Here is a 14,656-nt window from a genome sequence, read left to right on the forward strand (position 1 = left end):
GTAAAAATGTCCAGCCAGCGCCCGATGCCGAGATGGGCGCTGGAATGATGTTCAAATGCTGAATTGCCGGAGTTGGCGGCAGAATTGACCGGGCTTGCGGCTATGACTTGTTGCGCCCGGCAATCACCACCAACAGCAGCGATGCCAGGATCAACAGCGAACTGATCGCCGCAATCGTCGGGTCGATTTCATCGCGCAAGGCGGTGAACATGCGCTTGGTCAGGGTCTGGTTGTCGCCACCGGAAATGAACAGCGCCACCACGGTTTCATCCAGCGAGGTGATGAACGCGAACAGCGTGGCCGAGACCAGGCTCGGTTTGATCTGCGGCAACGTCACGGCCATGAACGCGCGAAAGCGATTCATGCCCAGGCTGCGGGCGACCATTTCCTGGGACATGTCGAAGTTACGCAGCCCGGCCAGCAAGGCGATGATCACGTAAGGCAGGGCCAGCATGATGTGCGCCAGCACCAGTCCGGTCAGCGTGCTGATCAGCCCGACCCGCGCATAGACGAAGAACACCCCGGCGGCGATCAGGATGATCGGCACCATCATCGGCAACAGCAGAATGATCTGCAGGGTGCGGATCACCCGCAGGCTCGAACTGTTGATGGCGTAGGCCGCCGCCATGCCCACCGGCAGGCTGACGACCATGGTCGCCGTCGCGGTAATCAGGCTGACCTTGGCCGCCGACATCCATTCGGCGCTGTTGAAGAACGCTTCGTACCAGCGAAACGACCACTGCTTGGGCGGGAATTGCAGGAAGCGCGCTTCGGAAAACGACATCGGCACCACGATCAATACCGGGATGATCAGGTACAGCAGGATTGCGGCGACCACCAGCGTGAACAGAACCTGGGAAAGCCGCACATGACGCAGGTTGGCGAGGAGTTTCATTTAGCGCGCTCCCAGGATGCGTTCGATAGGAATGAAGCGGTTGATGCCCCAGAAAATCAGGAACACCACGAACAGCAGCACCAGACCGACCGCACTGGCGGCGCCCCAGGCGTGATACAGCTCGACGTTGCGCTGGACCAGCATCGACACCAGAATCGTGCGACCGCCGCCGAGCAACTCAGGGGTGATGAAGAAGCCCAGGCAGATCACGAACACCAGGATCGAACCGGCCATGATGCCCGGCGCGGCCATGGGCAGGAATACCCGGCGGAAGGTGTAGAACGGCTTGGCGCCGAGACTTTCCGAGGCTTGCAGCAAGTCTTGCGGGATCTTTTTCATCACCGAGTACAGCGGCAGGACCATGAACGGCAGCATGACGTGCAAGGTGCCGATCACAGTGCCGGTGGTGTTGTGCATCAGGTTCAGCGGCTGATCGATGATGCCCAGATCCATGAGCGTCTGGTTGACCAGGCCGCGTCGTTGCAGCAGCACCAGCCAGGCATAGGAGCGCACCAGCACGCTGGTCCAGAACGGGATGATCACGCAGACCAGAATCAGATTGGCCCAGAAACCGTGCAGCCGGGAGGCGGCGTAGGCGATGGGGAAGCCCAGCACAATGGAGAGAATGGTCACCATGAAGCTGATCTTGAACGTCAGGCTGAAGGTGTCCCAGTAAATGCGTTCCTGAAAGATCCGCGCGTAGTTGGCCAGCGAGAAGCCTTCTTCAGTCTGTACCGACTGGAACGCCAGCCAGCACATCGGCAGGATCAGCAACACCACGACCATGAACAGTGCGGGTGCCAGCAGAAGCAGCATCGAGGTGTTTTCTTTGCGTTCTTCCCGGGCTAGGGCGTGGGTAGTGGTCATGGGCGGCTGCGGCTGATCATCGGAGCCAGGCAAGGTTTTAGCGAGATAGGCATTGGACATATCGGCCTCCATCCTGAAGTGCGCAGTGCTTGGGTGTTGTCATGTGGAGGACTCCCGAAGAAGGGGCAGATTCTGAAAGCTGGCGTGATTCTCGGTCGCTCTGCGGGACCATGCAGCCTGTAATGTACCGAGATGACCGCGAATGAAGCGGCTACAAATGCGCTGTGGCAAAGCGCTTTATTGCGTAATGGGGTCGGCTGACGGCATGTCCTGCGTTGGGCCGTCTATATGGGCGGCTGCAGGACACGTGGGACCGGATTTATCCGGGAAGGCGCCGTTTCGGACCACCAAAATGTTGTGGATGTACGGTCCTCTTCCCGGATAAATCCGGTCCCACAGGCTTATTTCTTCTGCACAAACGCCAACCAGCGTTCTTCAGCTTTCACGCCATCCTGAGATGCCCACCATTTGGCCGAGAGCAAGGCCTGGCGGGACATGTTTTCCGGTGCCGAAGGCAGCTTTGCGACCCGCTCGGCGGGGATGGTGCCGGTCTTGAAGGCTTGCGGGTTGAGCGGGCCGTAATCGATGATCATCGGCAGCGCGGCCTGCAACTTCGCATGAATGGCTTCATTGACGAATTTCATGGCGGCGGTTTTGTGCGGCGAGCCCTTGAGCACGCACAGCGAATTGGTTTCCAGTACGCCTTGGTTGTAGTCGAAAGCCACCGGCGCGCCATCAGCCTGCACGGCGGTGATGCGGCCGTTCCAGGCCTGGATCATGTCCACTTCGCCGTCGCTGATCAACTGCGCCGATTGGCCGCCGGAGGTCCACCAGGTGGCGATGTGCGGCTTGATTTCTTCCAGTTTCTTGAACGCCCGGTCCACGTCCAGCGGATACAGCTTGTCCGGGGCCACGCCATCGGCCATCAGGGCGATTTCCAGGGTCGGGCGCGGCAGGTTGCGCAGCGAGCGCTGGCCGGGAAATTTTTTGGTGTCCCAGAAGTCCGCCCAGGTCTTGGGCACTGGCTTGCCCTTGAAGGCGTCGGTGCGGTACGCCAGAACCGTGGAATAGCTGATGTAGCCGACGCTGTAGTCGTCTTTGACCTCCGCTGGCAACTGCGCGGCATTGGGGATCAGCGCCAGGTCGAGCTTCTCGAACAGGCCTTCCTCTTCGCCGCGAATGCAGTCGCCGGTGGGCAGGTCCACCACATCCCAGGTCACTTTGCCGCTTTCAACCTGGGTCTTGATGATCGGGTATGCCTTGGGCGAGCTGTCCTGTTTCAAGGTCAGGCCAAGTTTTTTCGCCGCAGGTTCGAGGATCGCCTTGCTTTGCGCTTCCTGATACGCCCCGCCTTGGGAAACGAAGGTGATGTCTTCAGCGAGCGCCAGGCTTGCACTGCTGGTCAGCAGGGCCAGGCTGGCGAGTTTGAATGCGCGGATACCGGATCTTGTCATGAAGGACTCCCAATGGTTGGCAGGTGTTGGAGGCGATTTCTGGTTTTTCTCAGGTCGCTCTGCGGCACCCTGCAAACCTTAATGTACTGGCATCGGCCTAACCAAAGCGGGCTCGAATTCACTGCAAATAAGCGCAATGTGTCGAATTCAGCCAGATGTGCAGCATCTCCTGCGCTGGCTTGCGGGCGGAGCATCAGGGAGCATTACTCAGCCTTGAACGCTGCGAACTATCGGTTGCTGAATCGGGTCGGTATTACAGCGTCGCTGTTTGGCGAATCACTGAATCATGCCCGGAGCCCGAACCATGAAGCCTTATGTCATCTGCCACATGATGTCGTCCATCGATGGCCACGCCCTGACTGACGGCTGGGAACGCCCGTTCAAGAAAGCTGCTGGCGAGCTCTATGAGGAGTTGGCGAAAACCTTCAACTTCGATACCTGGATCTGCGGTCGTGTGACCATGCAAGAAGTTTCTCACGGCGATGATTACCCCCGTGGCCTGAACCTCTCGCCCATCCCCCGCACCGATTATTTCGCTGATCGACATGCTGCCAGCTATGCCGTGTCCATCGATCCCCATGGCAAAGTCGCCTGGAAGACCAATCAGGCACTGGGTTCCCATGTCGTCGAAGTGGTTGCCGAAACCGTCGCCGACGATTACCTCGCTTATCTGCAAAGCATTCAGGTTTCCTACATCTTTGGCGGCAAGATCGACATCGATCTGGCGCATGTCGTCGAGACGCTTTCCCGGGAGCTGGGTAGTAAGCGTCTGATTGTAGAAGGCGGTCCGCATGTCAGCGGTGCCTTCGTTAATTCGGGGTTGGTGGATGAGGTCAGCGTGCTGATCCTGCCGCTGATCGATGGTCGCGGCGAGCATCCGGCCTCGTTTGAGGTGAGCACTCAGGCATGGACCCAGCCGACCTATCTGAAGCTGATTTCGGCAGAGGTGCAAGACGGCGGTGGCGTCTGGTTGAGATACAGCCGCCCGGAATGATCCGGCGCTGAAATGAAGCGGGTTAATTGTTTACCCCGAAAGGGGGTAGGCATCATTCGTTTGCAGGAAGCCCCTTGACAGGGTCTGAAAATCTTTTGTTGAACGTGTGAATAAAGTTGTCCACGGAAAGTGGGGGTATGTCTGTGGATAAGCATGTGAAAGCCCGGCGGGCCGGGCGTTTCGGACGATGGTCAGGAAATGAGCAGCGACAAATTTCGAGATTTTTGCTTGATTTTCAATGCCGTTTTGTAGCAGCCGCAACGCAATGCATCGCGAACTTCACTCGATCTCTTCGTACGGCAGGCCGACATAATTTTCTGCAATGGTCCTGCGCCCGGCTTCCGAACCCATGAAGTAATCCAGTTCGGTTTGCTGAATGCGCTGACTGAAGGCGTCGTGGTCGGGGAAACTGTGCAGCATTGAAGTCATCCACCATGAAAAACGCTCGGCTTTCCAGATGCGCCGCAAACAGATCTGCGAGTAGCGTTCCAGCAGGTCGGTGCGGTTTTCGCGGTAGACCTTGAGCAGGATGCGGTACAGCGTACTGACGTCGCTGGCCGCCAGGTTCAGACCTTTGGCCCCGGTGGGCGGCACGATATGGGCCGCGTCGCCGAGCAGAAACAGGCGTCCGTATTGCATGGGTTCGACGACAAAGCTGCGCAGCGGCGCGATGCTTTTTTCAATCGACGGTCCGGTGATCAAGCGTTCTGCAACGGGGGCGGGCAGGCGGCTCTTGAGTTCTTGCCAAAAGCGCTCGTCCGACCAGTCTTCGACTTTTTCCCCGGCATCCACCTGCACGTAATAACGGGTGCGGGTGGCCGAGCGCATACTGCACAAGGCGAAGCCGCGTTCGTGGCGGGCGTAAATCAATTCGTGATCGACGGGCGGGGTGTCGGCGAGTACACCGAGCCAGCCGAACGGATAAACCCGCTCGAAGATCTCCAGCCTCTCGGCGGGAATCGACTGTCGGGAAACCCCATGAAAACCGTCGCAACCGGCGATGTAGTCGCAATCCAGGCGCAGGCTTTGGCCGTCATGCTCGAACGTCAGGTAAGGTGAATCGGTCTGCATGCCGTGGGGTTGGACATTCTGCGCATCGTAGAAGGTGAGCGCCCCGGATTCGGCGCGAGCGTCCATCAGGTCGCGGGTCACTTCGGTCTGGCCATAGACCATGACGGTTTTGCCGCCGGTCAGGTGTTTTAGGTCGATGCGTTCGCAACGATCCCCCAGGGCCACCTGGAACCCTTCGTGAACCATGCCGTGCTGATCCATGCGTTCAGCGACGCCGGCTTCGCGCAGCAGGTCGACCATGCCTTGTTCCAGCACCCCGGCGCGAATTCGCGACAGGACGTAATCGGGGATCTTGCGCTCGACGATGACGTTGTCGATACCGGCACGCTGCAGCAGTTGTCCGAGCAGCAGGCCGGACGGCCCGCCGCCAATAATGGCGACTTGAGTTTTCATTCGGGTGGTCCTTGCGAGACGCTTTATTTTTGTGTCCTGTATTTTTGGTGGCTAAAGGTACGGATTGAAGACATTATTCACTGCTTTTCATGGATTTTTCATAGCTGTTATCAATGGAGGCGGGATGAGCAAACCGTCCGCAGAGGCTGTACCGGTCTTCAAGCTTTACGGCGAAACCAGCGCCTGGCCCACGCCGGACCTGATTCATTGCGAGTCGATTCCGGAACGCAGCAAGCTGCATGGCTGGGAGATCAGCTCTCACGCCCACAGTGATCTGGCGCAGCTGCTTTATGTGCAATCCGGGCAGGCGACGCTGTATGTGGAAGATGTCGTTTGCCACGTGGAATCGGCTGCGCTGCAAGTCATCCCGGCATTGAGCGTGCACCGCTTCAGTTTTTCCGCAGATATCCAGGGCTATATCCTCAGCCTGGCGCAACCCTTGGTTGACGAGCTGAATGCTGCGCTGGCGGCTCCGGCACTGGCGGTCGCTGCCTGTCATGCCGTGGAGAGCGAGCAGCGGCAACAGCTGGATACGCTGTTTGCCGCGATTATCGATGAATACACTCAGCACAAGCCCGGGCGCGATTCGATGCTTCAATCGCTGATCACCATGCTGTCCATCTGGCTGGGTCGCCGGAGCCTTGAGCAGGCGCCGCAAGAGCTGCGATCCCGGGAGCGTGGGCGGGAGCATTTGCAGGCGTTCACTCGCACCGTCGGTGTGCGCTTTCGTGAGCACTGGCCTATCGAGCGTTACGCCGAACAACTGGGCATCAGCGCCGCGTATCTGAATGCCTTGTGTCGGCGCCTGACCGAACAATCGGCCCTGCAGATCATCAATCAGCGTCTGCTGCTGGAAGCCAAGCGCGACCTGGTCTACACCACGTTGACCATCAATCAGGTATCCGACCGTCTGGGGTTTTCCGAACCGGCGTATTTTTCGCGGTTTTTCAAACGTTGCACCGGTCTGTCACCCAAGCACTTTCGCATCCAGCGTTGAGCGGATGCTTTTTCCCGAAGGCGAATTCTGCGTTGAATATCGATACCCGAATCAAGTTTCGCCATCTGGTGTGTTTCCTCGAAGTCGCCCGCCAAGGCAGCCTTGCCCGCGCTTCGGACCAACTGGCGATCAGTCAGCCCGCGCTGTCCAAGACCCTCAAGGAGCTGGAAACCCTGCTCGCCACCCAGTTGTTCCTGCGCAGCAAAAGCGGCGCCGCGTTGACCGAGGCGGGGGTGGCGTTTCTGCGCTTCGCCGGGCCTAGCGTGCAGTCGTTACGGGAAGGGGTGAACAGCCTGCGTTCCGGCGAACATGAACCGGTTACGGCGCGCCTGGGTGTGCTGTCGACCGTCGAAAGCCAACTGGTGCCAGAAGTGGTGTGTCGCCTGCACGCCCGGCATCCGGCGTTGATCGTCAGCGTGATGACCGGGCCCAGTGCGTATCTGCTGTCCCAGTTGCGGGTTGGCGAGCTGGATCTGGTGGTCGGACGCATGACCGACAGCCCGTTGATTCAGGGCCTGACCTTCGAGCACTTGTACAGCGAGTCCATGACCCTGGTGGTGCGCCGCGACCATCCGTTGCTGCAAGGTGCGGTGAAGCGCGAAAGCCTGGAAAATTTCCCCATGGTGCTGCCGTTGGCCGGGACCACCATTCGCAAATTCGCCGACAGCCTGTTCGTCCAATACGGCATCAGCCCGCCGCGCCAGCGTCTGGAAACCTTGTCCCTGACCTTGAGTCGCCGCTACGTGCAATGCAGCGATGCGATCTGGATCGCGCCGTTCGATGCAGTGCAGCAGGATCTCAACAGCGGCGAGCTGAGCGAGCTGGAACTGGGTATCCGTGAACCCGGCGGTTCGGTGGGCATTTGCAGCAATCCGGCGCTGCCGCTTTCCCGAGCGGCGCAGTGGTGCGTCGATGTGTTGCGGGAAGTGGGCGACGACTATGGCAAAGACACGCATCCATAACCATATGGATATGGATCGCGTAATTTTATTCAATTTCGGTTTTGTTCAGGGCAAGGGACACTGCGTAACAGCCTGGTGCATCGTCCTCAGCGGTCATGTCGCCACTCAAAACTCCTCATAAAAACCAAGGAGAACCTCATGTCTGATGCAGACAGCAGTCGTTTCGTCATTCGTGACCGAAACTGGCACCCCAAAGCCCTGACCCCCGATTACAAGACGTCGATCCTGCGCTCGCCAAAACAAGCGCTGGTGAGCATTCCGCAGTCCGTTTCCGAGTCCACCGGCCCTGATTTTTCCCACCTGAACTTTGGCGTGCATGACAACGATCTGCTGCTGAACTTCAACCGTGGCGGCTTGCCGATTGGCGAACGGATCATCGTTGCCGGTCGGGTCTGCGATCAATATGGCAAACCTGTGCCGCATACGCTGGTGGAAATCTGGCAAGCCAACGCGGGCGGGCGTTATCGGCACAAGCGCGATGCTTATCTGGCGCCCATTGATCCCAACTTTGGCGGCGTCGGTCGCGCCCTGACTGATCGTGACGGCAACTACAGTTTTCGTACGGTAAAGCCCGGGCCATATCCGTGGCGCAACGGCCCCAACGATTGGCGCCCGGCGCACATCCACGTGTCGGTCAGCGGCCCGTCGATTGCCACGCGCTTGATCACCCAGCTGTATTTCGAAGGCGATCCGCTGATTCCGCTGTGCCCCATCGTCAAATCCATTGCCAACCCCGAAGCGGTGCAAAGCCTGATCGCGCGGCTCGACATGGGCATGGCCAATCCCATGGATTGCCTGGCGTACCGCTTTGACATCGTCCTGCGCGGCCAGCGCAGCACGCACTTCGAAAACCGCTGAGGAGGCACGAGCATGCCCGTTCAACTTTTGCCTGAAACCCCTTCGCAAACCGCCGGCCCGTACGTGCATATCGGCCTGGCGCTGGAAGCTGCGGGCAACCCGCCCCGGGATCTGGAAATCGCCCATGAAATGGCCACGGCCGACGCGCCTGGTGAGCATATCGTGCTGGTGGGCAACGTTTACGATGGCAACGGCCACTTGATTCGCGACGCTTTTCTTGAGTTCTGGCAGGCCGATCGTCAAGGCGTTTACGACCCGATCTATGATCCGCAAAAGCCATTCAACTGTTTCGGTCGTACTGCCACGGGTGAAGACGGCCAGTGGTTGCTGAATACCGTCAAGCCAGGCGTCGTGCTCAATGCCGCTGGCGTACCCATGGCGGCGCACATCAACCTGTCGCTGTTTGCCCGAGGGATCAACATCCATTTGCAAACCCGGCTGTACTTCGATGATGAAGCCCAGGCCAACGCGATTGATCCGGTATTGAACCTGATCGAGCAACCGGCGCGCCGGGAAACGCTGATCGCCAAGCGGTGCAGCATCGACGGCAAGCTGGCCTATCAGTTTGATATCCGGGTGCAGGGCGCGGACGAAACGGTGTTCTTCGATTTCTGATCCGGCTCCAGTTGTGTAGAAAACGCGTGCGATACAGGGCGTCCGCTGCAGCGGACGACCCCATAATAATAAAAGGAATAACCATGACACTTTCGGCTCGCTTCCCGGAGGCTGGCACGCTTGACGTGCAAGCTTTCATCAACGCCAAACCCTTGTCCCGCTACCAGTGGCGAGTGGTTGCGCTGTGTTTTCTGATTGTTTTTCTCGATGGCCTGGATACTGCTGCGATGGGTTTTATCGCGCCTGCGTTGAGCCTGGACTGGGGCATCAATCGCGCCAGCCTTGGCCCGGTGATGAGCGCTGCGCTGATCGGCATGGTCTTTGGCGCGTTGGGTTCCGGGCCATTGGCTGACCGCTTCGGCCGCAAGGTCGTACTGGTCGTGGCGGTGTTTGTGTTCGGCGTGTTCAGCCTGTTGTCGGCCTATAGCAGCAACATCGATCAATTGCTGATCCTGCGCCTCCTGACCGGCGTCGGCCTGGGTGCAGCCATGCCCAATGCGACGACGCTGCTCTCGGAGTACACCCCGGAACGACTCAAGTCGCTGCTGGTGACCAGCATGTTCTGCGGTTTCAATCTGGGCATGGCCTGCGGTGGATTCATTTCCGCCAAACTGATCCCCGCGCTGGGCTGGCATAGCCTGCTGATGCTCGGCGGGGTTCTGCCCCTGCTGCTGACTGTGGTGCTGTTGTTCTGGTTGCCGGAATCAGCGCGGTTCCTGGTGGTGCGCAATCGCGGCGTGGAGCGCATTCGCAAGGTGCTGGCGCCGATCTCGCCCTTGGACGTCGCCAACGCCAAGGACTTCAGCGTGCCCGAACAGAAAACCATGCGCAGCCGCAATGTCCTGAAAGTGGTGTTCTCTGGCACTTACAGCGCTGGCACCTTGCTGCTGTGGCTGACCTACTTCATGGGCCTTGTAATCGTTTACCTGTTGACCAGCTGGCTGCCAACCCTGATGCGCGACAGCGGCGCGAGCATGGAGCAGTCGGCGTTCATCGGCGCGCTGTTCCAGTTCGGCGGTGTGTTGAGCGCAGTCGGCGTGGGCTGGGCCATGGACAAATTCAACCCGCACAAAGTGATTGGTATTGCTTACTTTCTGGCGGGGATATTCGCCTGGCTGGTGGGTCAAAGCCTGGGCAACGTCGCAGTATTGGCGACGTTGGTGCTGCTCGCCGGGATGTGCATCAACGGCGCGCAATCGGCCATGCCTTCACTGGCCGCGCGGTTCTATCCAACACAAGGCCGCGCCACGGGCGTGTCCTGGATGCTTGGCATCGGCCGTTTCGGTGCGATTCTCGGCGCATGGGCTGGCGCAACCTTGCTGGGCCTGGGCTGGAATTTCGAACAAGTGCTGACTGCGTTGGTGGTACCTGCGGCGCTGGCGGCAATTGCCGTAGTGATCAAAGGCTGGGTCAGCCATTCGGACGCCACTTGATAGAAGGAACACAGCAGTGAACCAGCTTTTCGACGCGTACTTTACCCAGCCGGCCATGCGCGAAGTGTTTTCCGATCATGGCCGGGTGCAGGGCATGCTCGACTTCGAGGCCGCGCTGGCCCGGGCCGAGGCCCGCACCGGATTGATCCCGGTAGAAGTGGTTGCGGACATCGAAGCCGCCTGCCGCGCCGAGCTGTTCGACTTCAACGAACTGGCGGTTGCCGTGGGTAATGCCGGTAACTCGGCAATTCCGTTGGTCAAGGCCTTGGGCAAGAAGATCTCCGCGTGCAATCCCGTCGCCGAGCGCTACGTGCACATGGGCGCCACCAGTCAGGACGCCATGGACAGCGGCCTGATCCTGCAACTGCGCCAGGCGTTGCAGTTGCTGGAGATCGATCTGGGCAAATTGGCGGACGCCCTGGCGCAACAGGCCCGCTGCTATGCGTTGACGCCGCTGGCCGGGCGGACCTGGTTGCAACAGGCTACGCCGGTGACGCTGGGCATGAAGATCGCCGGTTGGCTGGGCGCAGTGACGCGGCATCGTCAACGACTGAGCGAAATCAAGCCGCGCCTGCTGAGCCTGCAATTTGGCGGCGCATCCGGCAGCCTTGCGGCGCTGGGTGATCAGGGTTTTGCCGTGGCCGAAGCTTTGGCGCGGGAGCTGCAGCTGACATTGCCCGAGCAGCCTTGGCACACCCATCGCGACCGGCTGGTGGAGTTCGCCAGCCTGCTGGCCATGATCGCTGGCAGCCTGGGCAAGATTGGCCGGGACATCAGCTTGTTGATGCAGACCGAAGTCGGCGAGCTGTTCGAACCCGCAGCGGCGGGTAAGGGCGGTTCCTCGACCATGCCGCACAAGCGCAATCCGGTGGGCGCGGCGGTAATGATCGGCGCCTCGGTGCGCGCGCCGGGGCTGGTTGCCACGATGTTTGCCGCTATGGCCCAGGAGCACGAACGCAGTCTGGGCCTGTGGCATGCCGAATGGGAAACCTTGCCCGAACTGTGTTGCCTGGTTTCCGGCTCGTTGCAGCAGGCCTTGCAGGTCGTTCCTGAGCTGGAAGTGGACGCGGCGCGGATGCTGGAAAACCTCGACTCGACCAAAGGTCTGGTGCTGGCCGAAGCGGTGAGCATCGCACTGGCCAAACGTCTGGGTCGCGATGCCGCCCATCACCTGATTGAACACTGCTGTCGTAGCGCGGTGCAGCAGGGCGCGCATCTGCGTCTGGTGCTGGGGCAACATCCGCAGATCAGTGCCGAGCTGTCCAGCGCTGAGCTGGATCATCTGCTCGACCCCGCCAGCTACCTGGGCCAGGCCGGACACTGGGTTGAACGGGCGGTGGCGGAGCATGAAGCGCTGCAACTTCAGTAGGAGATTCCCTGTCGTCCAGACGCCGCGATGTCACGCAGCAAACAGCAAAAATGTGGGACCGGATTTATCCGGGAAGGCGGCATTTCTGACGACGAAATGCATTGATTGAACCGGCCTCTTCCCGGATAAATCCGGTCCCACGGATTCTTCAACTAAACATTCTGGAGCTTGCAATGCCTTTCATTCACCTCACTGACGGCGATCTGCATTACCAGCTCGACGGCCCACAAGGCGCGCCGTTACTGGTGCTGTCCAATTCACTGGGCACCGATCTGCACATGTGGGACGCGCAGATTCCGACGTTCATCGAGCATTTCCGGGTCTTGCGCTACGACACTCGCGGGCACGGCCAGTCGCTGGTCACCGAAGGTCCGTACAGCATCGAGCAGAATGGCCGCGACGTGTTGGCGCTGCTGGATGCACTGCAACTGGAGCAGGTCTCGTTCTGCGGCCTGTCCATGGGCGGGCTGATTGGCCAATGGCTGGCGATTAATGCACCTGATCGACTCAAGCGCGTGGTGCTGTGCAATACCGCCGCGAAAATCGGCAGCCCGGAGATCTGGAATCCGCGCATTGAAACTGTCTTGCGCGACGGTGTTGCGGCGATGCAGGCGTTGCGCGAAGCAACCATTGCACGTTGGTTTACCCCAGGATTTGTCGCGGCGCAGCCGCAACAGGTCGAAGCCTTGGTGAACATGCTGGGGCAAACCTCGCCCCAAGGTTACGCAGCCAATTGCGTGGCGGTGCGTGACGCGGATTTTCGCGCACAGCTGGGCTCGATCTCGCTGCCGGTGCTGGTGGTCAGTGGCGCTCAGGACCCGGTCACCACGCCCGACGATGGGCGCTATCTGGTCGAGCATATTGCCGATGCGCAATACGCTGAATTCCACGCTGCACACCTTTCCAGTGTCGAAGCCGCCGCTGCGTTCAATGAGCGCGTGCTGGCTTTTCTGCAAGCTTGAAACCGGAGGACAGGATGGACGAGAAACAACGTTACGAAGCGGGCATGCAAGTACGCCGTGCTGTATTGGGTGATACCCACGTCGATAACAGTCTGAAGAAACTCACGCCATTCAATGAAGAGTTTCAGGAAATGATCACCCGCCATGCCTGGGGCGATATCTGGACCCGACCGGGCTTGTCACGGCATACCCGCAGCCTGGTGACTATCGCCATGTTGATCGGCATGAACCGCGAAGGTGAGCTGCGTCTGCACCTGAAAGCCGCGAAAAACAACGGCGTGACCCGCGACGAGATCAAGGAAGTGCTGATGCAAAGCGCGATCTACTGCGGCATTCCAGCGGCCAATGCTACGTTTCATCTGGCCGAAGAAGTCTGGGACGAAATGGGCGTGGAGTCGCTCAATCCGTCTTGATCCCGACCAGTCTTTTCGCGCGTTTCAGCCTGCCGTGATCGACAACGCCGCCAGCGCGCCGATCAAGGCCGGCGGCATCACCAGGATGCCCAGCCGCAGAAAAGTGAAGGCGCTGACATTCTCGCCCTCGCGGCGCACCGCGATCAGCCAGAGTAAGGTCGCCAGCGAACCGGTGATCGACAGATTGGGTCCCAGATCCACGCCGATCAGCAACGCACTGGTGACTTCCGTGGGCAGGTGCGCGATGTGGCCCATCGACCCGGCAATCAATCCGGCTGGCAGGTTGTTGATCAGGTTGCTGGCAATCGCCACCAGCACACCGGCGCCCCAGATGGCCTGGACGCTGGAACGTTCCGCCAGGGTTTGCAGCGCATGCGCCAACTGATTGATCAGACCGGTCTGCGCAAGTGCTTCCACGAGCACAAACAACCCGGCCACCAACGGCAATACGCCCCAGGACACACCTTTGAGCACGGGTAGCGGGCTCAATCGCTGACGCAAGTGAATCAGCCCCGCTGTGGCGATACCGGCGCAGAAGGTCGGCAAGCCAAGTTGCACGCCAAGGGCTGACGCGCTGAGCAGCACAATCCCGGTCAACACGATGCCAAACGCAGTCAGGCGGGCGCCGCTGGACAGCGGTTGCAGGTTGATGGCGGTTTCCAGCGGCTGGCGCAGATGGGCGCGTTGGGTGAAACGCAGCACCAGATACGTCAGGCCGATGGCGGTAATCGACGGCAAGGTGAAATGCCAGAGCCAGGTCAGCAACGGCGGCATGTGGCTGCCGAAAATCACCAGGTTGGCGGGATTGGAAATCGGCAGGACGAAGCTCGCCGCATTGGCAATGAACGCGCAAACGAACAGATAGGGCAACGGTTCGGCTTTGGCCGCCCGTGCCGCCGCGTAGACCGCAGGGGTCAAGACCACCGCCGTTGCGTCGTTGGAGAGAAACACCGTCACCAGCGTGCCCACCAGAAACACCAGATCGAACAGGCGCTGCCCCGAGCCGCGCGCATGTTGCGCCGCGTACATCGCAAGCCAGTCGAAAAGCCCCTGTTGGCGGGCCAGTTCGGCCAGCACCATCATGCCGATCAGGAACAGATAAACATCCAGACCTTCGCCGACCGCGTGCAGCGCGGTGCGTAGCGGGATCAATCCCGAGACGGTCAGCAGCACGGCTGCACCCATGGCCCAGACAAATTCCGGCACGCGCCACGGCCGCAGAATGACGCCACAGGTGGCCAGGGCGGCCACGATCCAGATGGCCGTTGACGGGTCGAATGCGGGCATGAAATCTCTTCAGACAGGACAATGCGAACGTGTTGAACGCGGCCAGACCGCAGCAACCCAGGATTAACGGTCTCGTTACAGAAAAC

The 14,656-nt window shown here is 59.9% G+C and carries 14 protein-coding genes; 9 read left to right on the forward strand and 5 right to left on the reverse strand.

The features are described 5' to 3' along the window. Window positions 1-100: 100 nt before the first annotated feature. From ACP7E4_RS08400 to ACP7E4_RS08410, 3 genes are all read right to left on the reverse strand, one after another. Complete coding sequence (locus tag ACP7E4_RS08400) at window positions 101-895, reverse strand: ABC transporter permease (protein WP_426118132.1); 795 nt, start codon at window positions 893-895, stop codon at window positions 101-103. After that, on the reverse strand, window positions 896-1,822 hold the full coding sequence (locus ACP7E4_RS08405) for an ABC transporter permease (RefSeq protein WP_426118131.1): 927 nt from the start codon (window positions 1,820-1,822) through the stop codon (window positions 896-898). Between the two features lie 341 nt (window positions 1,823-2,163). Then, window positions 2,164-3,216: an ABC transporter substrate-binding protein gene (locus ACP7E4_RS08410; protein WP_426118130.1), complete on the reverse strand. Its 1,053-nt coding sequence runs from the start codon at window positions 3,214-3,216 to the stop codon at window positions 2,164-2,166. A gap of 304 nt (window positions 3,217-3,520) precedes the next feature. Between ACP7E4_RS08410 and ACP7E4_RS08415 the strand changes: the two genes are divergently transcribed. Further along, window positions 3,521-4,210, forward strand: a complete 690-nt coding sequence (locus tag ACP7E4_RS08415; RefSeq protein ID WP_426118129.1) for a dihydrofolate reductase family protein — start codon at window positions 3,521-3,523, stop codon at window positions 4,208-4,210. Between the two features lie 279 nt (window positions 4,211-4,489). Here the strand turns inward: ACP7E4_RS08415 and pobA are convergent, their stop codons facing one another. Next, on the reverse strand, window positions 4,490-5,674 hold the full coding sequence (gene pobA / locus ACP7E4_RS08420; protein ID WP_426118128.1) for a 4-hydroxybenzoate 3-monooxygenase: 1,185 nt from the start codon (window positions 5,672-5,674) through the stop codon (window positions 4,490-4,492). Between the two features lie 124 nt (window positions 5,675-5,798). Here pobA and ACP7E4_RS08425 point away from each other — a divergent pair, with 124 nt between their 5' ends. The 8 genes from ACP7E4_RS08425 (at window position 5,799) to pcaC (ending at window position 13,283) form a co-directional block, all read left to right on the forward strand. After that, window positions 5,799-6,671, forward strand: a complete 873-nt coding sequence (locus ACP7E4_RS08425; protein ID WP_426118127.1) for a helix-turn-helix domain-containing protein — start codon at window positions 5,799-5,801, stop codon at window positions 6,669-6,671. A 32-nt stretch (window positions 6,672-6,703) separates the two neighbouring features. Next, on the forward strand, window positions 6,704-7,633 hold the full coding sequence (gene pcaQ, locus ACP7E4_RS08430) for a pca operon transcription factor PcaQ (RefSeq protein WP_426118126.1): 930 nt from the start codon (window positions 6,704-6,706) through the stop codon (window positions 7,631-7,633). Window positions 7,634-7,771: 138 nt separating this feature from the next. Beyond that, window positions 7,772-8,491, forward strand: coding sequence for a protocatechuate 3,4-dioxygenase subunit beta (gene pcaH / locus ACP7E4_RS08435; RefSeq protein ID WP_331151785.1), 720 nt, complete (start codon window positions 7,772-7,774; stop codon window positions 8,489-8,491). Window positions 8,492-8,503: 12 nt separating this feature from the next. Further along, a complete protein-coding gene (pcaG, locus tag ACP7E4_RS08440; protein WP_426118125.1) occupies window positions 8,504-9,106 on the forward strand; it encodes a protocatechuate 3,4-dioxygenase subunit alpha in 603 nt (200 codons plus the stop codon). Between the two features lie 83 nt (window positions 9,107-9,189). Continuing rightward, a complete protein-coding gene (locus ACP7E4_RS08445; protein ID WP_426118124.1) occupies window positions 9,190-10,539 on the forward strand; it encodes an MFS transporter in 1,350 nt (449 codons plus the stop codon). 16 nt (window positions 10,540-10,555) lie between these two features. After that, window positions 10,556-11,908, forward strand: a complete 1,353-nt coding sequence (locus tag ACP7E4_RS08450) for a 3-carboxy-cis,cis-muconate cycloisomerase (protein ID WP_426118123.1) — start codon at window positions 10,556-10,558, stop codon at window positions 11,906-11,908. Between the two features lie 173 nt (window positions 11,909-12,081). Continuing rightward, complete coding sequence (gene pcaD, locus ACP7E4_RS08455; RefSeq protein ID WP_426118122.1) at window positions 12,082-12,870, forward strand: 3-oxoadipate enol-lactonase; 789 nt, start codon at window positions 12,082-12,084, stop codon at window positions 12,868-12,870. Window positions 12,871-12,884: 14 nt separating this feature from the next. Then, a complete protein-coding gene (gene pcaC, locus ACP7E4_RS08460) occupies window positions 12,885-13,283 on the forward strand; it encodes a 4-carboxymuconolactone decarboxylase (RefSeq protein WP_426118121.1) in 399 nt (132 codons plus the stop codon). A gap of 24 nt (window positions 13,284-13,307) precedes the next feature. On the opposite strand, the gene ACP7E4_RS08465 is transcribed toward pcaC, so the two are convergent. Beyond that, window positions 13,308-14,570, reverse strand: coding sequence for an arsenic transporter (locus ACP7E4_RS08465; RefSeq protein ID WP_426118120.1), 1,263 nt, complete (start codon window positions 14,568-14,570; stop codon window positions 13,308-13,310). Window positions 14,571-14,656: the final 86 nt, after the last annotated feature.

The organism is Pseudomonas sp. DSP3-2-3 (assembly GCF_049898225.1).
GTDB lineage: Bacteria > Pseudomonadota > Gammaproteobacteria > Pseudomonadales > Pseudomonadaceae > Aquipseudomonas.